Below are 24,820 nucleotides of genomic sequence, written 5' to 3' on the forward strand. Positions count from 1 at the left end.
CTTTAGATGACCGGGACACACGATGAGAATCCTCTTTACAAGGTGACGAAGCTTCAATTCTTTGATGATGAGCCCCGCCATGATTGTCTTACCCGCACCGGGATCATCAGCGATAAGAAAACGAATGCGAGGAAGACGCAATACATACCCATACACAGCCTCAATCTGATGAGGCAATGGATCCACCTTGGAAATATTCATGGCTAGCAAAGGATCGTACAGTGATGCGAAACGGTAGCGCAGGGTTTCCAGAGCGAGGAATACCTTTGCCGGTTCTTCCTTAAACAAACTTTCAGTCTGCAGAATGGTCACCTTCTGAAACTCTTCGAGAGGGATGATCTGATCAATATGAGCCCGATTTTTCCCTGCAGTGACGCCTATGATGCGCACGTACTCATCCAGACGTTCTATATACGTGATCTCAACGGGTTCCGGCCATTGGGGTCCCTTTATTATCGAACCGGGTTTCAAATCCATTTTCCTGTCCAAAGACCATTCCCTCAATAAACACAAAACCCCGTTACTCGTTTAGAGAAACGGGGTCCCTGGCTCCATGATTCTCCTTCTTTGTTCGTCGTAAGGATCAAACAATAAAATGACCGACTGCAAATTTTTTAAAATTTTTTAATGTTACGATGTACAAGTGTCAAGATAAAAGAAGGGACTTACATGGTCTAACTCCTCCTGACCAAAGCCTAATTCAGGCGCACATGAAGCCCAATGTTCAACCTGATAAAACAAACGGTGTTTTCGTGCCCTTAGGATATAAGATCGGAAAAAGCGGGACTATAGCGGAACAGGATGGAGAGACAATTAAAAAGGGCTGTGATGGAAACCCACAACCCCTTGATTTCACTGGTCGGGGCGAGAGGATTTGAACCTCCGACCCTCTGAACCCCATTCAGATACGCTACCAGGCTGCGCCACGCCCCGACGCTCTATTTTTTACCACCAAGTGATACGTATGTCAATACCCGCAAAAACTTATGCAAATTTCACTTGCGGTAGAAAGTAAAGCAATTTATATATGGAGCATTTGCAATTCCAGACCACACGGCGGTTTGTATTGAAGCAGATGAACCACAGGTACTCGCTGAGCTTCATTATTCTTATCCTAACAACCTTTACCCACAACCATTCCGTCATGGCAGATATCTACCGGTACGTAGATCAAAACGGCGTTGTTCATCTAACTAACGTCCCTACTGATCCTCGAATTAAATACACCCTCGTATACAGGGAAAAAAGGGTTCTTTTCGGGATCAAATCCAAAGATTTGGCCAAGTATGACCACATAATCAACAAAACGGCGGAAAAGTACAACGTAGACCCGGCCTTAATAAAAGCCATCATCAAGGCAGAATCTAATTTCCAGCCCACGGCAATCTCTCCGAAAGGTGCCCGTGGGCTGATGCAACTCATGCCCACCACAGCCTCCAACTTCCAGGTCAACGATGTGTTTCACCCGGAGAGCAACATAGAAGGGGGAACAAGGTACCTCAGGTACCTGATAAAACTCTTTCGCGGAGATCTCACCCTCGCTTTGGCAGCTTATAACGCAGGAGAAAACGCCGTGATAAGACACAACGGTATCCCCCCTTACAGAGAAACCCAAGATTATGTTCGACGCGTCCTCAATTTTCACAGAACGTACCGTTTCGGGAAGTAAAATCTAAACCTTAAGTTCCATTACCCGCAGGGCATTCTCGTAGTAAACCTTCTTCAACACATCGGGCCTATACTCCCCTGCCTCCCAATCACTGAAGAGGCGGTCGTACATAAACCAGGGATGGTCAGAACCAAACATGAAACGATCCTGAAGTCTCCCGTTAATTTCCCGATTTATCTCCGGTGGGAAGTAACGGGGTGACCATCCGTGAAGCTCATTAAACACATTCGCCTTGTGTATCATCACGGCGATCATCTCATTGTGAAACGGCCAAGCACAATGGGCAGCAATAATACGCAATTCTGGAAATAAGGCAGCAACCTGATCAACGTACGGAATGGGGTTTTCGTACTCGAGCAGAACACCGCCTCCTCCCGGTTTTCCTTGTCCCACAGCCGTCATACCCACGGATAGTTTCACAGTAGCCCTGTACTCCACACAGACTTGATAAAGTGGCCAGTACAACTTGTCGTTTACCGGTATGCCCGTAAGAATTGCCCCTGTGTAAATGCCCAGCATGCCGACCTCATTGATACACCTCTCCAGCTCCCGGGCACCCTGATAACCCAATTGGGGATCAATATCCCCCCAACAACCGAGAATAACATCGGGATACTTCTCCCTGAGGTGTCCCATGTAGTTGTGCATTTCCCTGATAAGACCCATATCCCTTGTTTTTCTGGCCCATCCCATAGGGCTCATCATAATTGCTTTGACCTCTGCCTTTCTGAGACCCTCTATGAGTTTCTCTTCCTCCATAAAGACAGATTCCCTCTTAAAAACTTTACGGGCCATCTCCTCAATCTCGTCAGGATTGGGGAAAAACTTCCTTGCTTCCTTCGTAAATGTTTGTACCTGCAAATCGATCGCTTTCATACTCTAACACCCCGCAAATTTACGTTTTTCAAAAGTTCCACTAATCTACCCATGCGGTAGAACAGCAAAAGGTGGATAAACTCCCTATTGATCAAGGGATTTTCTGGGAAATAAAAAAGGTGACTGGAACATGAACAATCGGAGGACCCGAAGCCAGAAATAGCACTTGCAGCAATACTTCCCAAATTACGGGCAATTTCACATTCCAGGTCCGATTCCGTCCGCACCGGGAGAAGAGAAGAAATCCGCCCCACAAGTCTTAGATAATCGATGTGCCAGTGAACACGTCCACCTCCTCGGAGATGCCTCCTTAAACGTTGTGAAAGAAATCTCTTCGCAGACCCCACATAAACATAGTAACCACGCTTCAATGCCAACCAGCCCAATGCACCCACTTCCACATTCGTATCTCTCTCCACCTTGATAACCACAAGATAGGCTCCACAGTCATGAAATTCACTCTCCAGAACAGACCATGGAATTTCTGCTATCCCCACGTGAGATTCGAGGCTCATATCCTCACGCCAATTCAAGGTTAAAGCCCTGTAGAAGATCTTGTCCTTAAACTTCAGAAAAAGTTCGGCAAATGCCGGGTCAGTGTGATAATCAGGTAAAAAGAAACGGACATGAGGTGAATGAATCAGGAAAAGAACGCCACACGTATACCCCCAAGATACGTATCCTGCCAGTTCTTCTAGATGCCTTTGCCCCCTTAAGGTAACAGCGTCAGGGAACATCGCAACGGGAGGATCGAACAAAGTACAAGACTTGACTTCCAAAAGAACCTCCCCGCGAGGGGATGAAAGTAGAAAATCAAACCTCCTTCTTCCAAACGTGTACTCCCGTGCCACAATTCTCGTATTTTCAAAATCGGGAATCATACCTCTCTGGATCAAAAAATGAGCAACATCATTCGTCTTTACCGTGTGCAGAAGAACATTAACGCCATTTCTCTTAACTGCTACAGCCACAAATCCTGTTTTCACATTTTGCGAAGCATTACTTACGAGCTTCAATTCGCTCCCGGGGATCAAAAGCTCGAGGAGGCGCCCAGGATTTGGTAAATGTGCCCTAACAGTTTTCCCTTCCCACTCACATTCCACGAGAAACCGATTCAGTCGGCGCAAAAAACGGGCATTGAGGAGATCCTTGAAGAGAGGCTCTTGAAAAAGATCGATGCCTTCGCTGCTTATAACCAAAAAATCAACCCACTTACGGCTGGCGGAGGGTCTTATCCTTACCAGAGGGCAATGGCAAGAGACTCAAAAAAGACTTAAACACAAATTCCAGATGGGAAAATAGGGCCTTCTGCATCTCACCGACAAACCGATGATAGACATCCCCTTCCATGACACCCACGAATTTCTCGTCTTTGAATTTTCCGTTCTGGAAACTCTTTTCCTCTATATTTATATGGGTTTTTCCGTCTCTGAGAGATACCTCTCTCTTACTGTACCAGAAACTGATAAACGGATTGAAACTCAGAAAATTTGCCGGCGCAAAAAGGTCACCCTCTTCCATCCCAGCTGGAAAAACTTTTTTCTTTTCCACAGGTTCCCTCGTGGACATAAAACCTCCTTGAATTCTATATCTTTACAACAAGTTTGAAAAATTTGCAAACCACCACAAATATTTCATTCCCACTCAATAGTACTCGGTGGTTTGGAACTCAGATCGTAAACCACCCTATTCACACCTGGAACTTCATTTATTATTCTGTTCGCAATACTCCCCAGCACCTCATAGGGTAATCTCGCCCAATCAGCAGTCATAGCATCTTCACTCGTCACTGCCCTGATGGCAATTATATTTTCATACGTTCGTCTATCACCCATAATTCCCACAGTTTTAACCGGAAGCAGCACCGCAAAGGATTGCCATAAGTTCCTGTACAATCCCGCCCTCTTTATCTCGTCCAAAAGTATTCTATCAGCCTTCCGGAGCACAGAAAGGCGCCTTTCCGTAACTTCCCCTATAATGCGAACGGCAAGACCAGGACCCGGAAACGGTTGGCGCCATATCATGTCCTCTGGTAAACCTAACTCCAAACCTAGCTGTCTAACTTCGTCTTTAAAGAGAAATCTAAGAGGCTCGATCAATCTGAGTTTCATCTTTTTGGGAAGTCCACCCACATTGTGATGAGACTTTATAACGGCACTGGGTCCCCCAAAGGCTGATCTTGACTCTATAACATCGGGATAAAGTGTACCCTGCGCGAGAAAGGCGATCCCCTTCACCTTTCTCGCCTCTTCCTCGAATATTTCCACGAACGTACTCCCAATTATCTTCCTCTTCCTTTCAGGGTCCTTAACTCCCCGGAGTCTTTTTAGAAAGACTCTACCCTTCTTTAGAAAACGTACCTTTATGTGGAGATTCCGTTGATAAATCTCCCGTATTCTCTTCATTTCCCCTTCACGCATGAGACCATTATCGATAAACACAGGTATCAGTCTATCACCAATGGCCCTGTGTATTATCACGGCAGCAACAGTCGAATCTACCCCACCACTGATACCCATGATAACCTTTCGATCTCCCACCTGTTCGCGTATATCCTTCACAGTTTGGTCAACAAATGATTTTAGCGACCATTCTCTACGGCAACCGCAAACAGAAAAAAGAAAATTCTCAATCATTTTTTTCCCATAAGCGGTATGGGCCACCTCAGGATGGAACTGCAATCCATAGAGACGCCTTTTAACGTCCGCGGCAGCCGCTATCTCTGTATTCTCTGTGGATGCGGAAATCTCAAAACCTTCTGGCAATTCTACAATCGTATCACCGTGACTCATCCAGCACTGACTTTCAGAAGGCACACCTTCGAATACACCAGCCCCATTTTTAACCCTGAGCAAGGCAAAACCATACTCTCGCTTCTTCGCTGGCACAACCTTACCCCCCAGTGAAGCAACCATGAACTGAAATCCGTAGCAGATACCCAAAACAGGTATTCCGAGTTCAAAAATCTTGGGATGAACACTCGGGCTTGAGTCTTCATAAACACTGGCCGGCCCACCAGAGAGTATAATGCCCTCCGGATTCGTCTCTTCTATCTTGCTGAGGGCAATATCAGGGGGCTCCACTGTGGAAAACACTCCCAATTCTCTCACTCTCCGCGCGATAAGTTGGTTGTACTGCGAACCGAAATCGACGATGATAATCAAAGAAAAACCTCCAGTTTACCCTTTGTTACATTACCAGAATTTAGCTTTACAAAGTCTACTAAATAACATATGTAGAGTCAAAATCATTTTTAGATGGTCTTTCCATGAAGAATCGATTTATTTTATCTATCATATTGATCGCATTCTTTTTAACCCCCTCAACAGCATTACCCCAGCTCCAGTGCGTGGATGCCAAAGGGGAAGCAACCATTAAAGACAATGATACTCCCTCCGCACGCTTAGAAGCAATTGCCCGGGCAAAATGGGACGCCATTGAGAAAACCGTTGGGGTAGACGTTAGTGCGGGAAGTTTTGTGTCGAACTTTACCCTTATTGAAGATGTGATGAAAACCCAGGTTGGGGGTGCTATTAAAAACTTCAGTGTAAAAGGGGAAAGTATCAAGGATGGAATTATAACGGTAAACATAACAGCCTGCGTTGAACCCAAAAAGGCAAAAGATGCAATTACCACTGACTTATCATTGAACAGTGGTGTTGCCGTTTTCATTCCCGCCAGAAAACCTTCTAAGGAAGGCATAAGTGATGAATACGAAGAAACTAACATTCTAACGGAATCCCTCATAGAAAAACTCACAGAACAACATTACAGAGTTATCGATGTAGCACCCACTCATGCGGCGGATGCGAGAGAAATTGAGAATGCGGTGCGCACGGGGAGAACACTTTCAGTGCGCAGTCTCATGTACAAATTCCTGTCGAACATTTTAATTATCGGAAAGACGGACTATACCGTCTCCACAAAGAAGGGAGAAGACATAGGTTATGGACTTTCCATGCCTTTTAATAACGTCACAGTCCGCCTAACCTATAGAATTGTGGCCCGGAACAACAAAACGGGTAACACAGAAATTCTAACAGCAGGCACTGAGCAGGGAAAAGGTTTGCATGCCAACCTCGAAGATGCCGCTGCCATAGCTCTTAGGGATGTGGCCGAAAAGGTAACACCAAAAATCCTCGATAAAATTGCCTCTTACCTACAGGAGAATACCAAAAGGATCAGGGTTAAAGTTGAAGGTGTAAAGGACCTTGATACAAATATGGAAGTAAAATCATTACTCCAGAATGTCGTTTGGGTTTCGGAAGTGGAAGAAACAGCCATGGGAGAGTATATCGTATCATACCCTGAAAAAACTATTTACCTCGCGAACAGTTTACAGCAGCAGGGAGACTTTAGTGTAACCCACTTCACACCCTATGCCCTGACATTGAAATACAAAAAAGGGGGAAACTGAACATGAAGGAAAAAACTTTCGTTGGCATCCTTGCCCTTTTGTTTTTGGCAGGCTGTGCCACTGCACCGAAGGTGGATCTAACTACCTTTGTTACGGATCCCACACCTAAGGTGAATATTCCATCAATATGCAAACCCCTATATGATACACCTTTGCCTCTCGTAGCCGTGGTAAACTTTACCAATAACACCACCTTTGATTACGCTAGTGTGGTTCAAAGTCAAATGCAAGGAACAAGGGACAGAACCGCTGTCGGTGGTGCTGCTGTAGGTGTGGTACCCGGGGCAGCTGGTGTCGTTTGGGGGAAAAAGGAAAAGGAGAACTACCAGGCGAGTGCTGAAACCATATCCCGGCAAGTAAACGCCAAACTGTCAGAAAGCATCGAAGATGGGGTCATGGATGAGATTGTCAATATGGGTGGTGCCAAGGTGTTCACCCGTAAGGAAATGGAGAAGATATTCTCAGAACATAAATTTCAACAGTCAGGATTGGTGGATGATTCTACGATAATTCGCCTGGGAAAACTGAAAGGCGTAAAATACATCATTACTGGCTCAGTCAATAACGTGGATATCAAATGGGTTACTCATGAATCCGCCCGACGTGGTCTTACGAAAGGAACGGGCAGTGTGGTGGTGGATCTTTTGGGCACAGCAGCTGCAGCTGCACTTGAAACCCAGGAAGGTTGGAACTTGGGCACTGAAATTACTGTAAGGATCCTCGATGTCGAAAGTGGTGAAGTGGTATTCTCCAAAAAGTTGGCAGGCAGGTACGTCATAGGGAAAACACCTACCCTTACTTTTGACGCCATCATCGGGGCCATAAAAAAGGCCGCGGGCAACAGCCTACAGAACGCCCGTCCAGAGCTTTCAAAGTACTTCCCCTTAAAGGGCTATATAACTTTGGTTAAAAGAAGCGCCGATGGGAAAGAAAAGGCAGTGAGGGTTAACATAGGCGAAAAGGCAGGACTGAAACCCGGACATGAGCTATACGTTTACAACTTCGAAGAAGTTGTAGACCCAATGTCAGGTAAAAAAGAATGCGACGTTCAGAGATTACCACTAGTCCTCCAGGTATCAGCCGATCAGTTGCAGCAGAATGCGGCATGGGCCCTCGTTAAGGCGGAAAAACCAGAACTACTAAATCTTGTGAAAGTTGGACAGCTCGTAGAAAGAAAACCTATTCGCTAGTCAAGAGTCTTTCGTCTAATGCGGATTATCATAGACGGCTACAATATGATCCGTCAGTCGATGGATCTTGCTCGTTACGAGCGATCCTCCCTCGAAGCGGGAAGAAAAGCCCTCATCAGACTTCTCAGCAACTACAGAACAGTACGTCCCCATAGGATAACCGTTGTATTTGACGGATGGGGAGGAGGAGAACCTGAGGAAATGAGAGATCTTCAGATGGGCATTGAAATAGTTTATTCCCCCTTGGGCAAAAAAGCGGATGATGTAATCAAACATCTTGTGACAAAATTGGGTGAAGAGGTTCTCGTTGTTACATCTGATAGGGAAATCGCCACATACGTGCAGAGACACGGCAAATCAGCAATTAATTCCCATCAGTTCGAAGATATCATTAGACAGCGGATAAGTAGCCGGTCCTACATATCGTTTCCAACTACCGAGGTAGATAGAGAAGACAGGCCATTAAAGGCGAAGAAAAAAGGACCATCTCACCGACTCTCCAAGAAGGAAAAAGAGTTAAGAAAGTTACTGAACCAACTTTAACTGCAAACGAGAAAAGGTCATCAGAAAGCGTTCTATTAGGAATCTTCCGTCTATCGCTGAGGTTTTTAGCTGTATATCAATGTCCATTAATCGTTCGAGAACTCCGAGTAGCTGGTACTTTGACAGTCGGGAAGCGTGCTTTAAAGAATTATAGATAGCAAAAGGGTGCTGTTTTAAAGGTTCGAAAGAACCTTCGCGTGAAAAAAAATCCTTTATCCGGGGGTAATAATTACCCTTAAATACCTCATAAGAAGTTCGGGCATCGAATCCTTCCAATACACCTGCGTCCAGAATTACGCGCGCATAAAGTATTGAGCGGACTTCCCTTATTATACCCCCTAAAATCCTGAGAATCGCCTCTCCTCTATCAAGAAGAGCGTTTAATATTATGATGGCCCTTGTCTCCTGACCATTAAGAAGGGCGACAGTAAGATTATAAATGTGATCTTCCCTCGTTGTTGTAGGAATAGCGTCAAAATCAGCGGCAGTGATCCACTTCTTATCACCCGTATATAAAATCAACTTCTCAACTTCACCCATAGCTATACCGGGATCAAAACCAGTCCGCTCCCCCAGAGCACGCCAGGCATCATCATCCATCGCTTTACCCTCTTTCCGTAGCAAACCCTCACATAAATTGCGAATAATACCCATTTTCTCGTTTTCCGACCTTCCCTTTGGAAAGGCGAGAACAACACCCAGTTCACAAAAAGCGCGGTAAAGTTTGCTAGCTGAATCTACAGAGTCGGCCGACATAACCACAACGAGTGTATATGGCGAAACCTTCCTCAACAAATCTATAAAAACTTCCATGTCGTTCCCATCATTGGATTCCCGTAAATCAACCTCATTGTACAGGGCAAGCACTTTCAATAGCCATTCCCTTTTCGTATCGTCAGACCAGTCTTTCAATTCAGACCACCAGCTCTCAGGTATAACCGTAAGACCCCTCTCCTTTAAGGCTTCTACGGTTATTCCTTTAGATGCAAGTAAACGGAGAAAAGACCTGGCAGCCCTTAAGGGCTCTTCTTTCGAATCCTCAATGATACTTTTCACTACACTTCCCGGCGATACCCTTTCTCGGAATAAAGGTCCTGCCTTCTTTATAATAACAACTTTCCGGCCGGAAATAAGGGAAGGCTGATACATCTCCGCCAATACCTGCGACATATCTAACTTTGAACCATCAAACTCAACAACATTTAAAACTCTGTCCTCAGGCATAACGAGCGATTCGGTTACTAACTTTAAAGCCCGCTGAATCAGAAATTCTTCCTCTCCCCAGAAGAGATAACAAGGCCTTACCTTTCCAGCCTTGATTTCTCTCAGAACGTGATCGAGGTTTAAACTGCTCTGGGAAAAACGCTTGGTCATCCAGGAGAAAATTAAACAATGACAAATTTCATGATGTGATGAACCACGTCATCTGGTTCATCAAACACCTGAATCAGTTCCAAATCTTCGGCGTTTATTTTGCCTTCCATAAGAACCGTGTTTTTCAACCACGAAAGAAGGCCATTCCAGTATTCTGAGCCCATGAGAATTACGGGAAAAGACTTTATTCTCTTTGTCTGTATAAGAGTTAGTGCTTCAAACAACTCATCCAGGGTACCAAAACCCCCAGGCATAATAACATACGCCACCGCATACTTCACGAACATCACCTTTCTTATGAAAAAATACTTGAAATCCAACTGGACGTTCGCATAGATGTTTGGCTTTTGCTCATAGGGCAAGCGAATATTCATACCCACAGACTTACCACCAGCAAGTGCGGCACCCTTATTAGCTGCCTCCATTATACCAGGACCGCCACCCGTAATTACACTAAATCCCTTTTCCGCCAATTTCCGGGCCAGCACTTCCGCCTTCTGATAGTACGGATCCTCCGGGCGAACCCGCGCCGATCCAAAAATTGTCACCGCTTTTCCAATAGAGGACAGGGTTTCTATACCCTCCACAAATTCCGCCATTATACGGAAGATGCGCCACGACTCCTCTATACTTAACGCATCTATCAAAAACTGCTTTTCCACTCTTGAGACTCTGCGTTATAGTAAGGTTACCCAAAGTAACGAAGAGATATTGCCTATTTAGGAAGATTTACGTCGCTGGATCTTAGCAAATCTCCTTCTTGCCTCTAGAGCTTTCCTCTTCCTCTTCACGGAGGGCTTTTCGTAGGCCCTACGAAGTTTCAGTTCTTTGAACAACCCATTTTTGGAAAGCTTGTTTTTAAGAATCTTTATGGCCTTCTCCAAATCGTTATCAACAACCTTAACTTCCAAAATTAACCCACCCTTTCTTTGCTTATTATCGAGTATAAAAAAAGGGTAATACGGCACCTTCACACTTCGTACTGCCGTTTTTACCCTCTTTGTTTCCTAAAAAATCACTCTCCTTACTCTTTTAAAGCTTCCTTTAGCGCTTTTATAAACTCCTCATTTTCTTCCGGTCTTCCCACAGTAACACGCATGCAATTGTTGAGAACACCGGGGGCACTTAGATTTTTTATAAGTATGCCTTTACTTTGAAGGTAGCTGTATACATAATTCGCATCAAAATTGCAAGAAAAAAGAATAAAATTCGCATCGGAAGGTATAGGTCTAACGCCATCGATGTTTCTTAAGGCAGCCAGCAAAACTTCGCGATTTTTTACAACCTGTTGAACGATACCCCTGAAATATGATTCTTCTTCAAGGTATAAAGTAGCCACTGCTTGCGAGAGCACATTTACATTATAGGGTAAGCGAACCTTATCAAGCTGCTCTATCAATTCCTCTCGAGCAATAAGAAAACCCAGTCGTGCCGCTGCAAGTCCCAGTTTAGACAGGGACCTCAAAACTACAAGATTCCTGTACTTAGAGAGAAGTGGAACAAAGCTTTTACCAGAGAAAGGGTAGTACGCCTCATCAACAACTACCAAACCATCTGACTCTTCCAGTATCAATCTAATCTTTTCTTCGGAAAAGGAATTGCCTGTGGGATTATTGGGGTAACTCAGAAAGATCACTGAGGGATGTTCTTTTCTAATACAGTTCAACATGCGATGTAAATCGAGGTCGTAATCTTCATTCAGAGGTACTTCCAACACACGATGACCGTTATTTCTCGCAATAAGCTTGTACATTGAAAACGTAGGTACAGGTATGAGAGTGCTGACGTTAGCTGTTGCCGTAGCAGTACTAAGTATGTAGATCAATTCATCGGAACCATTCCCAATCATCACCTGTTCAGGTAGAACTCCGAAATGATCCGCGAAGGCTGAACGCAATGCGCAACTACCCGCCTCAGGGTACCTATTAAGGGAAATTTCTCTTAACTTCTCGAGTAGACGGGATTGGATCTCAACGGTTAACCCATAGGGGCATTCATTTGCATCAAGTTTTATTGGGAACACCCCAGCCTCTGTAGAATAACCCTTCTGTTCCCGTACTTCAGCTCTTATGATCTTCTCCACATCCATTCGCCAACACTAACCTATAACAAATCGCTTATTCTCCGTAGAGGTCGAGAAAGCCTCAGTCTACCAGATTAATCACCCTCAAGTTCGTTCACAATGTAATCGTGATACTCCTGAGCATCTAGGAGATCGTCCAGTTCGTCTGGATCTCTCATCTCCACAACAATCATCCAGCCCGTATCATAAGGGTCACTGCTCACGATACCCGCGTCCTCCAGAACATCCTCATTAACACTTACCACATCACCAGTTAAAGGGCTAATCAACTCTAGGGACGCCTTGTGTGATTCTATCGTACCAAAGGGCTCATCCCTCTCCACCTCAGAATCCACCTCTGGTAATTCAATTGAAATGATCTCTCCAAGTTTCTCCTGAGCGTAATCTGTAATGCCGATCGTTGCCAAATCTCCTTCTACACGTACCCAAATGTGTTCCCGACTGTAAAGCAAATCATCCGGATATGCCTTCATAACCCTTCCCCTTTTATATTTATCCTATTTTCTTTGAAGTTTTAGTCAGCACCTTTGCACCACCTTTTTCAACCAGCACAGTATCCTCTATACGCACACCCATCTTTTCTGGAATATAAACACCTGGCTCGATGGTCAATACCATGCCTTCTTCAAGCTCTCCTTCCGCATCGGCGGCAATTCTGGGAAACTCGTGAACATCCAGCCCCACACCATGACCCGTTCCATGGGTAAAGAATTCTCCATAGCCATACTGCTCAATCACACTTCGAACAATCTTGTCAATTTCTTTGAATGGTACACCGGGTTTAACAGCCTCGATCCCTTTCAGTTGAGCTTCATAAACACAACTCCATACCCGTAGAGATTCTCCACTGTACCCATCAATAAGAAATGTACGCGTTTCGTCGCAATTATAACCTCCAAACACTGCACCAAAATCTACAACAACTGTATCACCTCGAGAAAAGCACCGCTCACCAGGGCGAGCATGAGGACGTGATGCACTGGGCCCCGAGGCAACAATTACAGGGAAAGCCAAATCCTCAGCTCCAAGTAACTTCATCTGATATTCCAATTCTATAGAAAAAGTCCGTTCCTCCACACCTGGACGCATGAGGTCCCTCACCCTTTCAAAAGCACAAGAGGCAATCTCAGCCGCCTTTTCAATAAGAACAATCTCCTCTTCATCTTTTAGTGCCCTGATTCTTAAGAGCTCTTTTCCCAGAGGTTCAAGGCGAACTTCAGAAAGACGTGCCTTCAGCAGCCCATAATTATAACAACTCAGTGCTGTCGACTCAAACCCGAGTGATTCAATCCGCTCCTCCTTAATTAGACCAGAAATCCCGTCCATCTTGTCTCGGTATTCTACAACCTCTACTGAAGTTACCTGTCCTTTCGCCTGACTCGTGTACCTTCCATCTACCAGAAGAACCTCCCTTTTGACACCAAGAAAAAAAGCACCATCACTACCCGAAAACCCCGTTAAATAACGTATATTCTTCATATCGAAGAAGACAACACCCTCTACACGCCACTTTTCAAACCTATCTTTAAGTCTTTTTCTGCGTTCGTCGTATCTCAACTCTTCCGAAGCCTCTCTAAGTTGTTCAGCCACCGTTCTAATTCACTGATAACAAACAAACGTTTATCTTCCCCTATCCCCCGAGTATTTTCATTGCCTTCTACCTTATGTAAAAGACTAAGGGCACGCTCATTCTCAGGTTCCCTTTTGGCAATAACTCTCAGTATCTCCCTCGCAAGATTTACCATACCCTGTGAAAGGTAAAGCTCCGCCATCGTTATTGTATAAAAGTCATCCCCCGGTAAACTGTCAACCCCAACTTCCAATTCCCTATGACCACGCTCCTCCCATATATCCTTGGATAGATTCAACCACTCCTCAGAAAAGTACCGTGAAGGCAAAAGGGCAAGACCTCTTTGTAAACATTCCAAAGCCTCTTCTCTCCTCCCCATCTTCAACATCCAGTGACCACGATCAAGGTAAAACCTCGCAAAACTCGCAAAGTGCTCCTTAACAAAACCATAGGTCTCCTCCGCTTCATCCCATCTATCCAGGGCCATAAGTGCCCTGCATTTAAAGATCAATGTTCCTACGTCTTCAGGAAAATCCTTCAGACGCTCCTCAGTCATTTTAAGGACCTCTTCAAACATACGGGAAGCAATCAAATCCTCCAAGTGCTCGAAAAAAGAACACCCCCTTTTTTCTATTTTTTGATTTACCATACTGAAAACCTGAAGAAACTGTAAATTACGGTAACGTGGACGCTAACACAGCGGTATATCTATGTCAAGATATAAGGATTTTGTCCCTTGCTTTTGCAACTCATAATAATTTACAATGAATATAATTTAGGTGCTCAATGTTGACCAAAAGAGCTTTCTCCCTTGTAGAGCTCATAATAGTGATTGCCATAATGGGCATTATGGGAAGCATTGCCGCATATTCTTGGCAAAGATACGTTCATAACGCTAATCTGAAAACGGCCGCTAGAGACATTACAGCTGATATAGCAAATACACGTACCAAAGCTGTCTCAGAAAGACTAACTTATAGGATTAAATTTAGTGTAGAGAACAACTACTACACAGTAGAAAAGGCAAACCAAGATGGTTCCTATACAAACATCGTTACAAAAACTCTCTCCATACATGGGAGAGGTTCGGGAATTACATTACAGAGAGTAAACTTCCCTGAGAATACCCTTTATTTTTATACCAGGGGAACTTGCAATCCTGGCTCTCTGAAAATAGTCAACAACCGCGGTTCAGAAGCCACAATAACAATTAACATAACGGGAAGAACATATGTTACCTTCTCCATGCAGTAAAGAAAGAGGATTCAGTCTCGTGGAGGTTATCATAGCTATATTCTTAACCACCATAGCAGTACTTGCCGTTTTTTCGCTTGCTCCTACAGCATGGGTAACCTCCTCACGGTCAGACTATTTGGGTCGGGCATCGGGTATACTTTATCAAAAACTTCAGGAAGAAGAAGCGCGCATCATGAATCCATGCAAAAGTGTTTCTGAAGAAACACGAGGACCAGAAACCGTATATGCGAGTGGTCAGAGTACACCGCAGCCAGGAGATGCTGCTTTCCAGGTAACAACCACAGTGAAAAACGTTGCTACAAACACATGGCTTGTAACCGTGCGGATCACATGGTCGGGCAACAACAGAGGTATTCAGGAAAGCCTGATTGTAAACCGGCAGGAAACATTTAGATATCCCGATGGATGTACAAGTTCTTGAAAGGTTGTAATGTAATGGACCAGCGAGGGGTCACCCTAGTTGAAATGCTAATAACAATTACGGTTGGTATCACATTAATTGCAGCTTTATATCTTTCGATTAACGTGATTCAAAAACACACCACAGGAATCGAAAGAAAAGTAACAGCTCAAATGGATGTAAAACCACCATTAAACGTAATGGCAATTGAGATAAGCATGGCCTCTTTCAATCCCACTTTCACAACAGATATTTGGTTGAGCCCCACCACCTGTGCCATCTCTTCCAACCAGAGGTACAGAGGTATACAGGAAGCAACAGCCAACACAATAGCCGTAGAAATGGACGCCAACGAAAATGGCAGCATTGGCGACTCCAACGAAGTTATAAGGTATGAATATTTAATTCAAAATGAATACATAACCCGATCAACCAACTGTGGTTCGCCTCAACCTTTTCTAGGTGATAATCCATCCAGTGGTCGTCCCCGGACGGTCCGGGTCATAAACAGAAGATTGGGTATCCCCGTATTTCGCTACTTTGACGGAAACGGAATAGAAATTTTTCCCTCAGAGAGTGATCAATCTATGATACCGAACATAAGAAGAATACACATAACATTGGCCGTAGAAACAGAAGAAATAGACCCTACAACAAACCGAAGAAAACAGTTAATCTATTCTACAAGTGTTCTCGTGAGGAACCATGCGATTAGTTATTGAAAAAGAAAAAGGAGTAGCTCTTCTAATGGCGATTATTGCCACTGTCATAATCATTGCATTGGTTATGCTCGTTTTTTACATATCTACCAGTGATCTAAGAACGAGCGCACAAACGGTAGGTGAAAAAAAGGCCATGAGTGCCGCTGAGGCGGGCATACATTTTCTCATTCAGAATTTTGAACCGGGCTCTCCCGAAACAGTAGCCGTCCAGAAAAGACCCGTGGATTCAAGCACCGATCCAGGATCAGTGTTTACCGTAACTACACCTGGAACCCCTTCATCTGGCCCAATGTTTCTTCCCCTTGCTGGATATTCAATTGGAGGTGGCCAATCATGGGGACAGAGGCGGTACGCTTCAAGTGTTATTGGAGAAAATACCCGGTATGAGACAAAGGTTGAGATTTCTGTGGGAATAGGTTACGGTCCTATAGAAATAACCACTATGTCGAGATGATGATGAAACTTTATAAAAAAACATTTCTGCTTGGTGTTTTACTTCTGTTCTTGCTGAGTTCACACACAGCCGATGCTACTCAACCACCTGAAGGTGAGGAGGCACTTTTCACTACATCCATCGCTCCCGACGCTCTTATCGTATTGGACCTATCGGGTAGCATGAACTGGAACCCAAAAGGGGGAAACCAGATATATGGGTCTTCGAGTTGTTCTGCTGATACGGTTAACTGCACAGGATCAGGCTGTTCAGGTGGATTCTGCGGATCTCCCAAAACAAACTGCAACACCAATTGCAGCCGACTAGCCATAGCTAAAAGGGCTATTTTCAGTCTCCTCGATGACAACAACGATGGAACCATAAACAGCGCGGATGAGACAAGCTTAAACGTGAGGGTGGGTTACATGAGATTTTACAACTGCTCGAGTGATGACACGAGCAGTAGTTATACAAGTGGTTGTATAACCCTGATCCGAGCCATAGGAACAAAGTACAGCCTGATATACTGTAGTAGCAACTCTAGCTGCAGTATAACGAGTGGCAGCAGTGCCAGTAATTGTGTAAACGGCGAATCCGCAAGTGGGGGTACACCCCTTGCATCTGCCCTAAGAAAGGCAAAGATCTACCTCAACGCTCATAAAGCTGGCGACTCTGCCAGGAATTGCAGAAAAAAATTTGTCATTCTTATTACAGATGGCGCTGATACCTATGCCTGTTCAGGCTCAGGCGATGAATGTCAGGATCACATGTACAAGCGTCGCAGAGAGGTTGTAGCCAGAGCAAAGGAACTCGCTGATGAGGGGTATAAGGTGTTTGTCATAGGCTTCGGGGCTGATATGCCCGACTATTTGGAAAACACATTGAACTGGATGGCCTATTACGGCGGAACTGATAATCCCAATCAAGCTAATTCGGGCAATACATCGGCCATCACTCCTGTAACACCGGAAACGTGCTCCAGTGATCCATCCCCAATGGCAGCAACTTGTTACGATTCAAGTCGCCCAGAAGGATTTTCCAAATCCAATTTCCGGGCTGCCTCCAACGATCCAGGTTACGCTGCACTCTCAGGCTACGCCTTTCTTGCCGCCGATGCCAATCAACTTGCTGAGGCTTTAAAAACAGCTATGACCATGATACGGCAAGCTAACTACGCCTTTTCACAGGCATCCGTTCAGTCCTCTCGCACAGCTGACGAAAACTACCTGTACGAAGGATCCTTTGAACCTGATGACAGCGATCCTTTCTGGAAAGGTCACCTAAGAAAATACCAGATCTTAAGTGATGGTTCAGTGGCGAGCTCTTACATGTACGACGGAGGAGAAGTTTTACAAATTAGAGAGTCCCGCAAGAGAAACATCTTCACTTTCAAAGGAGGAAATCTCATCCATTTCACACGTTGTATCCCGATTGTTAGTGATTGCACACAATCACCGTATTGCGACGACTACGATAATACCCTCATGATGGCAACATGCGTGAACAACATTACTACTAATGACCTCGGTGTCACGGACGAAACAGAAAAAAACAACATAATTGGTTACATCAGAGGCCATCCAACATACAATCCAGAAAAATCGGGAAGCAGTATAAATACGTGGAAGTTAGGTGATGTCTTCCGATCGTCACCCATTACCATCGGGACACCTTCTATTTACTACGAAGATATAAGGGATAAAAGCTCTCATTCTGTGACTTGTCAGGAAGGAGGTGACTGTTCCACCAGTACAGCAAGGACGGTGAACGCCTTCGGTTATCACCGTTGCACTCGTTGCCGATCCTCCGCAAACGGAAAACGGGTAATTGTTGCTGGTGCTAACGACGGTCAGTTACACGCCTTTAGAACCTCTGATATGACAGAAGTTTGGAGTTTTATTCCTCCCAATCTCCTTACCAAACTCAAAAACATGACGCACACGAACCATCCTACTTCAAAAACTCATCAGTACTTTGTTGATGGACCAGTGACCGTCGCAGATGTCTGGTTGGGAAGTGGAACGGGTGAAACAAAAGATCCCAGTTCCTGGAAAACCATCTTGATATTCGGACTAGGAAGAGGATCAACCAGTTACTCTTGGAGTTCATCTCCCCATTGTGACTCAGGAATAAGTGGTACATATTCCGAATCATATCCCCATTACTGTGGATACCATGCACTTGATGTGAGCAATTCTCTCGCCCCCCAATACATGTGGCATATAAAATTCGCAGATTCAACAACCAGAGCATCTCAGGCGCCATACCTCGGTGATTCCTGGAGCAAAATGATGATTGGTCGAGTTGCCCTCAATGAAGGGGGTTCGGTGATCGAGAAGTGGGTGGGCTTTATTGGCGCGGGATACAATGCAGGCGACTGTGCAGGTGGAAGAGGATGTGACCCAAGAGGGAAGGGATTTTTCGTCATTGACCTGAGGAATGGGCAAATCTTATGGAGTTATACCAGAGAAAACAACAGCTCCATGAATTACAGCATTGCCGCCACGCCTGCTATTGTGGACACAGACAACGATGGTTTCATAGATACGGTATACGTGGGTGATTTGGGAGGAAACATGTGGCGTTTCAAACTCTGTCGTCGGATAGATCTTCCGGATTGTGGTCTGCCTGGTTCTGGAGCGACAAAAATCTGGACAGGGGGCAAATTCTTTGCTTCTGCTTCGGGACAAATAAGGCCCATATTTACAAGTGCCGCCGTTGCGAGGGATAGCGTAGGCAATATCTGGGTCTACTGGGGTACAGGTGACAAAACTGACCCCACAGCCGCTAATGCCCAAGAGAGATTCTTCGGTGTTAAGGACGATCTTATTTCCACATTTACTTTTAGCGACCTTCAGAACTTAACATCTCCGACTCAAACCTATAATCCATCTTCAGGTAAGGTGGGATTCGCCCTAAACCTAGCAGGTAACGGGGAAAAGATGCTTGCTGATCCCACTGTTTTCGGTGGTGTTGTTTATTTCACCACTTATGTCCCTGCGGGCGGGGGAAATCCCTGTGAACAGGGTGGTGATGCTTATCTCTACGCTCTGAAATACACCACAGGAGGAGGTGCTCTATCCGGGGGCGAAAGACGCATGTGGGTAGGCACGGGGATAGCTTCTGCTCCTATCCTCTCACTGCCCCCTGGAAGTGGGGGAACTCCTGATCTCTACGTGACGACTAGTGGTGGCGGAGGAGTTTCTGCAAGCACAAAGCGTGTAAACATCACACCGCCTGGGGTGTCTTGCAGAACCAACCTCTTATATTGGAAAGATAAACGCATTGAATAAAAAGGATCACTAACCCTTTTGCCCAATCTGGAGTTCATCTTTAACTATCCGGGGAGTAACAAAGATGAGCATCTCTCTACGGGTCTTGGTCACACTTTCATCCTTAAAAAGCCAGCCAAGAACTGGTATCCTATGTAACCAGGGAACTCCATGGACACCTTTTGAATCTTCAGTTTTCATAATCCCACCGATCACCACGGTATCCCCATCCTTAACAGCAACCTTAGAATCCACTTTGTTTGTATAAATGGGCATGTTACCCGTACTAGGATCTTTCTCAGCCTTATTTGGTCGGTCATTTTTGGCCTGGATAGTCAAGAGAATCCTGTCACCTGGTATAATTGTCGGCAACACTTCCAACCGCAGAACAGCTGGGCGGTACGATGTCGTAGGAGGATTTGTGCTTGTACCGGGCGTTACAACAGGAACTTCCTCGCCTTGTTCTATAACCGCCTTCTCACCGTTGGTAGTGAGAACCCTTGGCGAGGAAATAACCTTACCCTCACCCGTTGTTTCAAGGGCTGAAATTCTGGCACTGAGGATTTTGTTGTGCCCACCTACAATAATACCTAACGTGGGCGAAATTGCCGCCGTGACCGTGGGAAAATTAACCGCTAAATACTCACTACTAAGGGATAGTGCACCCGTTAGCTTATTTAAAGGAGCGGGCGCCGTCGAAACCAAGGGGATCCCCGTTCCACCAATAACCCTAACATCACCTGATGAGATCCCACCGCCCCAGTAAACACCCAGATCTCGGACAAAGGTATCACTCACCTCCAGGATTTTGGCTTCTATCATGAGTTGCTTGGCCACACCTTTTTCAGCTTCCTCCTTTTTCCTCTTTTCGTTTAACGCTTCTTCTGCCTTTCTCCTGCTTTCTTCAGCTGCCTGCTTTTCCGATTCGATCTGCCGATGCCTGGCAAGAGTCATTACCGTTATTATGCCGGGCAGATCCTTTCTGACCAAACCGTTCGTCTCAATAATCGTATCTAACACCTGCTCCCATGATACATTTTTCATAGAAAGGGTAACGTTTCCTTTTACCTCTGGACTAACAACAATATTCTGTCCGCTGTGCTCTGCAATTAACCTTAAAGCTGCCCGAATGTCAGCATCCTGCAAATCAACACTCAACCTTCGTTCTTTGATCCCCTTCTTAATCTCCTGGTCTCTCTTTCCTTCGACCTTGGGTAGTGAAGGTTGAGTCTTCGCTATCTCATCACTTTTCTTGTTTTTAAGGCTTCCCACATTGAAATCTATCATTAGTTCTTTTTCTCTCTGCAATACGCTAAAAGGCACAGGTGCTTTCACCAGTATGTAAATCAGTGCGCGGGGTGAATCCTTAACCCCCTCTTCCTGGACGGAAACAACCTTAACCACATTGTCAAGTATCCCCTCGCCCCACGTTTTCTTTTTCCCATCAGGTATAAGAACGTTGTCCAACTTGACAACAACCTCACCCTTAGCCTTCTGTTCGACCTGAACCCCACTCAAACGGGTTGCCTGAACGACAACTCTTTCCCGGCCATCCATTAGAGAGAGAGAAACATTCTCCAGCACACCAGGCTCAGCAATGGCCGCTGAGGATAAGGAAGCAGTCTGCTCAAGTACCGCGTTGGTTCCTCCCAAAAGAAAAACCACCACCACAAATGAATATATAAAATGACGGCGCAACTTAATCTTCACGGTTCCACCTCTTCCTTCTTTAACTTAATGGTCACACGTTTGAATGTTGGTTTTCCCCTTTTCCTAATACCCGTGGACTCTTCCACCACCACTCGGTCCTCTCTTATATCAACCACCCGTCCCCTGTTTGAACCTATCAGCATTCCTATAGAAAGTGGATAAAATTTACCTTCATTATCTTGCACCACAGCCACTCTCTTCACATCATCCACTGCAACTCCCACGAGCCGATAATGGTTAAGGGGATACCTCAAAAGCGGGGATACTGGTTTCGACTTTAACCTAAGTTCCTGCCTCTTCCTTAGAGCTAATTCCTCATCTACAAAGGGCCTGAAAGGATCAGGCTTTCCCCGAGGATCGTAGTTAAAAACCAGAGGAGATCGCGAAACCTGAGTAACTGTACTTCCCCCCTTTCCAGGGACATCCACTGGCGACTGTCTCTCCCCAGCCGCGTAAAGAGGACTCACTCTTCCTGAAAGGCATGTAATAAAAAAAACAAGGACAAAAATTATATTTCTTCGCACTTACCTTACTTTTCCTTCTGTCCCTTTTTTTTCCATAAACATGTATGTTTTAATGGTACAGGATGTATTAACAGTCTTCGTTTGCCCACCCCCTTTTACTCCTTCCACAATAACGTCCTCCACATTCATAATTCGGGGAAGGCTAGCAACTCTACCAAAAAACGAAACCGTATTGGGGAAAGTTCCGTTTACCGATACCTTAACAGGTATCTCCTCGTAGAATCGTTCCTGAGGTTTTTGCTTCTGATCCTGAGCCTTCGGCGGTGCTGATTTTTTCTCATCTTGCTGTTTCTCCTGTGCCCTTTGATCAGAAGGTTTTAGAGCACTCCTTACTTCTGTCCCTTTATCAGGTGGGGGCGGTGCTGGCCTTTGCGGTTCAAAAACTACAAACTCCAGACCAGTTTCTCGGCCTGCCATAGATACAGAGAGAAGAAGTCCGGGAATCTCTTTTTCGTCAGGTAACTTCACCAGAGCCTCGCGAAAGGCTGCCTTCAACGCTTCCACCTCTTTGAGGTACTTATCCCTCTGCTGAGCAATCCTTTCCTTTTCTTTTATAACCTTATCCAATTCTCCAAGTTTGGTTTTTAACTCTGCCCTTTTCTCAACCACAGGTTTTAGCAAAAACAACCAGTAAACAACAGCAACCAGCAAAATGAAAACCACAAAAAAAAGTATTTTGACCCTGGGATTTAACTTCTTAAACTCATCAGCAAAACCCATAAACTTTAAACCCCTTTACGCAATAAACAAGTAAGGGAGAACTCCTGCAATTTCATACCCGAAACTTCCCTTTGTTTGGAAAACAAAAGTTCCACCGAAGAGATCAAAGCCGATGATTCAAGCCCCCTTATAAAACGAACTAGTGTGAAAGTATCTCGGGCCACTCCACTGATATTTAACTGATTACCTTTTTGCTCCATCTTTTCCAACCACATGTCCCTAACTGGCACGCGTGAAGCTACATCCGCGAAAAGCTGAACAGGGTAAAAACGGTTTTTTTCTAGTTCAGCAATAACTGCTAATTTCTTTTCAAGCACCTGCTTTTCTTTTTTGAAAGTATCGATTTCACCCACAATTTTGTTTAGCTCTGCCAAGCGCTTCTCCTGATTCTTTACAGCCTTATCGAGAGCCATGTTTTCCCAATGAAAATAGACATAAAAGCCAGACAGAAATAGAACAAATAGAAAACCTAACCCTCCGTGAAGAATAAATGTGGGAGCCTTAACTTCTTTTTTCTTGATTTCTTTGTACGGAAGTAAATTTATGCGGACCATTTATCTCCTGGTCTCCTAAATGCAAGCCCAATGGCTACAGCCGCACAAGTCACGTTGCGCTGGACATATTCCTGAGTAATCACCCTATCATTATACACCAGCTTGCGCAAAGGATTCACCAATTCTGTTTGGATTCGAAGTCTTTCCTCCAGGTACTCCGGTAGACGGGGAATCATAGCGCCACCACCAGCGAGCAAGACACGTCTGATATCCTCTCCACCATGAAGGGAATGAAAATAATCTAGAGATCGCTCAATTTCAGAGCAAATTAGATCGGCATACGACAAAAGATTCTCCCTAACTGACTCATCATCCTTAAAACCGTCAATTTTGATACGTTCCGCTTCCTCGAAGGTAACACCGTACTCACGTTCTATGCTTTCCGTTATACTATTACCTCCTAAACTTATATCCCTGGTAAACATGGAGGTTGCGTTCTTCAAAATATTTATATTCGTAAAGCTTGCCCCTATATTCACTATGGCGACAACCTCATCCTCATCGTAATCGTAATTTTTCTCATACATTGTCTCTAAAGCAAAAGTATCCACGTCAAGTACGACGGGTGTAAGTCCCGCAATACGGATTGCTTCCAAATAAGCGTCCACAACCTCGTCCTTTGCAGCCACGATAATTACATCCGACAGGTTGGAATTATAGGGGTTTTCACCCAACACCTGGAAATCGAAATAAACCCCTTCCATAGACTCAAAGGGCAGATATTTTATTGACTCTTCCTTTATGATCTTTCGTAGTTCATCGTCCGTTAGATGAGGAAAGGAAACTTTTTTAATAATCACCGAACGGCCAGGAATAGCTGTAGACACTGTTTTCCTTCTACAACCTGAATCTCTGAAAAGTACCTTTATTTTTTCGGCAAGCTTTTCAATATCGGCAACAACACCATCAACGATGATGCCCCGTTCAATAGGTATCTGATAATACCGGTGGAGAACAATCCTCGATTTTCGCTCCGAAATCTCTGCCAATTTGACGGAACTGGACCCGATATCAAGCCCAACAGGTTCCTGTTTACCGAAGATCAGCTCACCAAAATCGAATAAAGAGCCTACCTTTTGCATAAAACCCGACGTGGGCTTGCGAGACAATCTATCTTTCTCGGCAGCAGAAAGCTCTTTGGGGGAAGAACCCTTCTTCCTTCGTAATATATCCCAAAGTTTCATAAAAATATCTCATTCAACGTAAAAATCGATAAACAACTTCTCCTTTCTTAACAAAACCCAGCTCATATCGCGCCACCATCTCAATAGTGGAGAGATCATCTCTTAAAAGTTCAACGTATCTCTGAAGTTCAACATTTTCCTTTCTAATTGTATCATTAGTCGTTTGAATCTCTTGGAGTTTTTTGTGCATCGCGTAATTGTCAATTAGTCCCCTTTCACCGAAAACGATAAAAAGAAGGATAACGATGATAATCAAAATCACATACCTGCCTATTTTCATAACCCCCCCTTGACGGCAGGCATAATTTGTTTCTTAGTAACA

Annotated in this window: 28 protein-coding genes and 1 tRNA gene; 10 read left to right on the top strand and 19 right to left on the bottom strand. The window is 44.8% G+C overall.

What is annotated here, in order from left to right; all coding sequences use genetic code 11:
- Positions 1 to 489, bottom strand: a 489-nt coding sequence (locus tag N2317_00005) for a hypothetical protein (protein ID MCX7815881.1), incomplete at its 3' end; no start/stop codon positions are given.
- A gap of 221 nt (positions 490 to 710) precedes the next feature.
- On the opposite strand from N2317_00005, the gene N2317_00010 reads away from it, so the two are divergent.
- Positions 711 to 878 (top strand): hypothetical protein, encoded by a 168-nt coding sequence (locus N2317_00010; protein ID MCX7815882.1) that lies wholly within the window; start codon positions 711 to 713, stop codon positions 876 to 878.
- Here the strand turns inward: N2317_00010 and N2317_00015 are convergent.
- A tRNA-Pro gene (locus N2317_00015) sits at positions 857 to 933 on the bottom strand. The genes N2317_00010 and N2317_00015 overlap by 22 nt on opposite strands.
- A gap of 94 nt (positions 934 to 1,027) precedes the next feature.
- Here N2317_00015 and N2317_00020 point away from each other — a divergent pair.
- Positions 1,028 to 1,669, top strand: coding sequence for a lytic transglycosylase domain-containing protein (locus N2317_00020; GenBank protein ID MCX7815883.1), 642 nt, complete (start codon positions 1,028 to 1,030; stop codon positions 1,667 to 1,669).
- A 3-nt stretch (positions 1,670 to 1,672) separates the two neighbouring features.
- On the opposite strand, the gene N2317_00025 is transcribed toward N2317_00020, so the two are convergent.
- The 4 genes from N2317_00025 to guaA all read right to left on the bottom strand — a co-directional run bounded on the left by N2317_00025 (position 1,673) and on the right by guaA (position 5,709).
- Entirely contained in the window at positions 1,673 to 2,545 is an 873-nt protein-coding gene (locus N2317_00025) for an amidohydrolase family protein (protein MCX7815884.1), read from the bottom strand.
- A complete protein-coding gene (gene sfsA / locus N2317_00030) occupies positions 2,542 to 3,744 on the bottom strand; it encodes a DNA/RNA nuclease SfsA (GenBank protein MCX7815885.1) in 1,203 nt (400 codons plus the stop codon). The genes N2317_00025 and sfsA overlap by 4 nt, the downstream gene beginning before the upstream one ends.
- A gap of 13 nt (positions 3,745 to 3,757) precedes the next feature.
- A complete protein-coding gene (locus N2317_00035; GenBank protein ID MCX7815886.1) occupies positions 3,758 to 4,114 on the bottom strand; it encodes a hypothetical protein in 357 nt (118 codons plus the stop codon).
- Positions 4,115 to 4,179: 65 nt separating this feature from the next.
- Complete coding sequence (gene guaA / locus N2317_00040) at positions 4,180 to 5,709, bottom strand: glutamine-hydrolyzing GMP synthase (GenBank protein ID MCX7815887.1); 1,530 nt, start codon at positions 5,707 to 5,709, stop codon at positions 4,180 to 4,182.
- Between the two features lie 104 nt (positions 5,710 to 5,813).
- On the opposite strand from guaA, the gene N2317_00045 reads away from it, so the two are divergent.
- Genes N2317_00045 through N2317_00055 form a run of 3 tightly spaced genes read left to right on the top strand, consistent with a single transcriptional unit; the run spans position 5,814 to position 8,695 of the window.
- Positions 5,814 to 6,962: a hypothetical protein gene (locus N2317_00045; GenBank protein MCX7815888.1), complete on the top strand. Its 1,149-nt coding sequence runs from the start codon at positions 5,814 to 5,816 to the stop codon at positions 6,960 to 6,962.
- Positions 6,963 to 6,964: 2 nt separating this feature from the next.
- Positions 6,965 to 8,152: a CsgG/HfaB family protein gene (locus N2317_00050; protein ID MCX7815889.1), complete on the top strand. Its 1,188-nt coding sequence runs from the start codon at positions 6,965 to 6,967 to the stop codon at positions 8,150 to 8,152.
- 18 nt (positions 8,153 to 8,170) lie between these two features.
- The gene (locus N2317_00055) at positions 8,171 to 8,695 is read left to right on the top strand and encodes an NYN domain-containing protein (GenBank protein ID MCX7815890.1); all 525 of its coding nucleotides are present in this window, start codon (positions 8,171 to 8,173) and stop codon (positions 8,693 to 8,695) included.
- Here N2317_00055 and N2317_00060 read toward each other — a convergent pair.
- The 7 genes from N2317_00060 to N2317_00090 form a co-directional block, all read right to left on the bottom strand.
- On the bottom strand, positions 8,678 to 10,069 hold the full coding sequence (locus N2317_00060; protein MCX7815891.1) for a hypothetical protein: 1,392 nt from the start codon (positions 10,067 to 10,069) through the stop codon (positions 8,678 to 8,680). The genes N2317_00055 and N2317_00060 overlap by 18 nt on opposite strands.
- Before the next feature lie 11 nt (positions 10,070 to 10,080).
- Positions 10,081 to 10,731, bottom strand: coding sequence for a TIGR00730 family Rossman fold protein (locus N2317_00065; GenBank protein MCX7815892.1), 651 nt, complete (start codon positions 10,729 to 10,731; stop codon positions 10,081 to 10,083).
- Positions 10,732 to 10,788: 57 nt separating this feature from the next.
- Positions 10,789 to 10,980, bottom strand: coding sequence for a 30S ribosomal protein S21 (gene rpsU, locus N2317_00070; protein ID MCX7815893.1), 192 nt, complete (start codon positions 10,978 to 10,980; stop codon positions 10,789 to 10,791).
- Between the two features lie 113 nt (positions 10,981 to 11,093).
- On the bottom strand, positions 11,094 to 12,158 hold the full coding sequence (gene hisC / locus N2317_00075; protein MCX7815894.1) for a histidinol-phosphate transaminase: 1,065 nt from the start codon (positions 12,156 to 12,158) through the stop codon (positions 11,094 to 11,096).
- Between the two features lie 68 nt (positions 12,159 to 12,226).
- Complete coding sequence (gene gcvH / locus N2317_00080; protein ID MCX7815895.1) at positions 12,227 to 12,625, bottom strand: glycine cleavage system protein GcvH; 399 nt, start codon at positions 12,623 to 12,625, stop codon at positions 12,227 to 12,229.
- Between the two features lie 19 nt (positions 12,626 to 12,644).
- Positions 12,645 to 13,742, bottom strand: a complete 1,098-nt coding sequence (locus N2317_00085; protein MCX7815896.1) for a Xaa-Pro peptidase family protein — start codon at positions 13,740 to 13,742, stop codon at positions 12,645 to 12,647.
- Positions 13,706 to 14,278, bottom strand: a complete 573-nt coding sequence (locus N2317_00090; protein ID MCX7815897.1) for a hypothetical protein — start codon at positions 14,276 to 14,278, stop codon at positions 13,706 to 13,708. Before N2317_00090 ends, N2317_00085 begins: the two co-directional genes overlap by 37 nt.
- 233 nt (positions 14,279 to 14,511) lie before the next feature.
- Between N2317_00090 and N2317_00095 the strand changes: the two genes are divergently transcribed.
- The 5 genes from N2317_00095 to N2317_00115 are packed head-to-tail and all read left to right on the top strand — an operon-like array spanning position 14,512 to position 19,827.
- Positions 14,512 to 14,976, top strand: a complete 465-nt coding sequence (locus tag N2317_00095) for a GspH/FimT family pseudopilin (protein MCX7815898.1) — start codon at positions 14,512 to 14,514, stop codon at positions 14,974 to 14,976.
- A complete protein-coding gene (locus tag N2317_00100; protein MCX7815899.1) occupies positions 14,954 to 15,400 on the top strand; it encodes a prepilin-type N-terminal cleavage/methylation domain-containing protein in 447 nt (148 codons plus the stop codon). The genes N2317_00095 and N2317_00100 overlap by 23 nt, the downstream gene beginning before the upstream one ends.
- Positions 15,401 to 15,414: 14 nt before the next feature.
- Entirely contained in the window at positions 15,415 to 16,101 is a 687-nt protein-coding gene (locus N2317_00105; protein ID MCX7815900.1) for a prepilin-type N-terminal cleavage/methylation domain-containing protein, read from the top strand.
- A complete protein-coding gene (locus tag N2317_00110; protein ID MCX7815901.1) occupies positions 16,085 to 16,555 on the top strand; it encodes a hypothetical protein in 471 nt (156 codons plus the stop codon). Before N2317_00105 ends, N2317_00110 begins: the two co-directional genes overlap by 17 nt.
- A 2-nt stretch (positions 16,556 to 16,557) precedes the next feature.
- Complete coding sequence (locus tag N2317_00115) at positions 16,558 to 19,827, top strand: PilC/PilY family type IV pilus protein (GenBank protein MCX7815902.1); 3,270 nt, start codon at positions 16,558 to 16,560, stop codon at positions 19,825 to 19,827.
- Positions 19,828 to 19,836: 9 nt separating this feature from the next.
- On the opposite strand, the gene N2317_00120 is transcribed toward N2317_00115, so the two are convergent.
- The 6 genes from N2317_00120 to N2317_00145 are packed head-to-tail and all read right to left on the bottom strand — an operon-like array spanning position 19,837 to position 24,778.
- Positions 19,837 to 21,516, bottom strand: coding sequence for a hypothetical protein (locus N2317_00120; GenBank protein MCX7815903.1), 1,680 nt, complete (start codon positions 21,514 to 21,516; stop codon positions 19,837 to 19,839).
- A complete protein-coding gene (locus N2317_00125; protein ID MCX7815904.1) occupies positions 21,513 to 21,983 on the bottom strand; it encodes a pilus assembly protein PilP in 471 nt (156 codons plus the stop codon). The genes N2317_00120 and N2317_00125 overlap by 4 nt, the downstream gene beginning before the upstream one ends.
- 57 nt (positions 21,984 to 22,040) lie before the next feature.
- Complete coding sequence (locus tag N2317_00130; protein MCX7815905.1) at positions 22,041 to 22,760, bottom strand: type 4a pilus biogenesis protein PilO; 720 nt, start codon at positions 22,758 to 22,760, stop codon at positions 22,041 to 22,043.
- Positions 22,761 to 22,765: 5 nt separating this feature from the next.
- Positions 22,766 to 23,314: a PilN domain-containing protein gene (locus tag N2317_00135; protein ID MCX7815906.1), complete on the bottom strand. Its 549-nt coding sequence runs from the start codon at positions 23,312 to 23,314 to the stop codon at positions 22,766 to 22,768.
- On the bottom strand, positions 23,302 to 24,498 hold the full coding sequence (locus N2317_00140) for a pilus assembly protein PilM (protein ID MCX7815907.1): 1,197 nt from the start codon (positions 24,496 to 24,498) through the stop codon (positions 23,302 to 23,304). The genes N2317_00135 and N2317_00140 overlap by 13 nt, the downstream gene beginning before the upstream one ends.
- A 13-nt stretch (positions 24,499 to 24,511) precedes the next feature.
- Entirely contained in the window at positions 24,512 to 24,778 is a 267-nt protein-coding gene (locus N2317_00145; GenBank protein MCX7815908.1) for a septum formation initiator family protein, read from the bottom strand.
- Between the last annotated feature and the right edge of the window lie 42 nt (positions 24,779 to 24,820).

This window comes from Syntrophales bacterium (genome assembly GCA_026417625.1).
Taxonomy (GTDB): Bacteria; Desulfobacterota; Syntrophia; order Syntrophales; family UBA8958; genus JAOACW01.

What these genes read in the sequence shown, in the direction of transcription:
- N2317_00110 (MCX7815901.1), top strand. Translation starts at nt 16,085, where the DNA reads ATGCGATTAGTTATTGAAAAAGAAAAAGGAGTAGCTCTTCTAATGGCG.
- N2317_00130 (MCX7815905.1), bottom strand. Translation starts at nt 22,760, where the DNA reads ATGGGTTTTGCTGATGAGTTTAAGAAGTTAAATCCCAGGGTCAAAATA.
- N2317_00090 (MCX7815897.1), bottom strand. Translation starts at nt 14,278, where the DNA reads ATGACTGAGGAGCGTCTGAAGGATTTTCCTGAAGACGTAGGAACATTG.
- N2317_00135 (MCX7815906.1), bottom strand. Translation starts at nt 23,314, where the DNA reads ATGGTCCGCATAAATTTACTTCCGTACAAAGAAATCAAGAAAAAAGAA.
- N2317_00140 (MCX7815907.1), bottom strand. Translation starts at nt 24,498, where the DNA reads ATGAAACTTTGGGATATATTACGAAGGAAGAAGGGTTCTTCCCCCAAA.
- N2317_00055 (MCX7815890.1), top strand. Translation starts at nt 8,171, where the DNA reads ATGCGGATTATCATAGACGGCTACAATATGATCCGTCAGTCGATGGAT.
- N2317_00050 (MCX7815889.1), top strand. Translation starts at nt 6,965, where the DNA reads ATGAAGGAAAAAACTTTCGTTGGCATCCTTGCCCTTTTGTTTTTGGCA.
- N2317_00105 (MCX7815900.1), top strand. Translation starts at nt 15,415, where the DNA reads ATGGACCAGCGAGGGGTCACCCTAGTTGAAATGCTAATAACAATTACG.
- N2317_00045 (MCX7815888.1), top strand. Translation starts at nt 5,814, where the DNA reads ATGAAGAATCGATTTATTTTATCTATCATATTGATCGCATTCTTTTTA.
- N2317_00060 (MCX7815891.1), bottom strand. Translation starts at nt 10,069, where the DNA reads ATGACCAAGCGTTTTTCCCAGAGCAGTTTAAACCTCGATCACGTTCTG.
- N2317_00010 (MCX7815882.1), top strand. Translation starts at nt 711, where the DNA reads ATGAAGCCCAATGTTCAACCTGATAAAACAAACGGTGTTTTCGTGCCC.
- N2317_00035 (MCX7815886.1), bottom strand. Translation starts at nt 4,114, where the DNA reads ATGTCCACGAGGGAACCTGTGGAAAAGAAAAAAGTTTTTCCAGCTGGG.
- hisC (MCX7815894.1), bottom strand. Translation starts at nt 12,158, where the DNA reads ATGGATGTGGAGAAGATCATAAGAGCTGAAGTACGGGAACAGAAGGGT.
- N2317_00115 (MCX7815902.1), top strand. Translation starts at nt 16,558, where the DNA reads ATGAAACTTTATAAAAAAACATTTCTGCTTGGTGTTTTACTTCTGTTC.
- N2317_00100 (MCX7815899.1), top strand. Translation starts at nt 14,954, where the DNA reads ATGTTACCTTCTCCATGCAGTAAAGAAAGAGGATTCAGTCTCGTGGAG.
- gcvH (MCX7815895.1), bottom strand. Translation starts at nt 12,625, where the DNA reads ATGAAGGCATATCCGGATGATTTGCTTTACAGTCGGGAACACATTTGG.
- N2317_00025 (MCX7815884.1), bottom strand. Translation starts at nt 2,545, where the DNA reads ATGAAAGCGATCGATTTGCAGGTACAAACATTTACGAAGGAAGCAAGG.
- N2317_00145 (MCX7815908.1), bottom strand. Translation starts at nt 24,778, where the DNA reads ATGAAAATAGGCAGGTATGTGATTTTGATTATCATCGTTATCCTTCTT.
- N2317_00020 (MCX7815883.1), top strand. Translation starts at nt 1,028, where the DNA reads ATGGAGCATTTGCAATTCCAGACCACACGGCGGTTTGTATTGAAGCAG.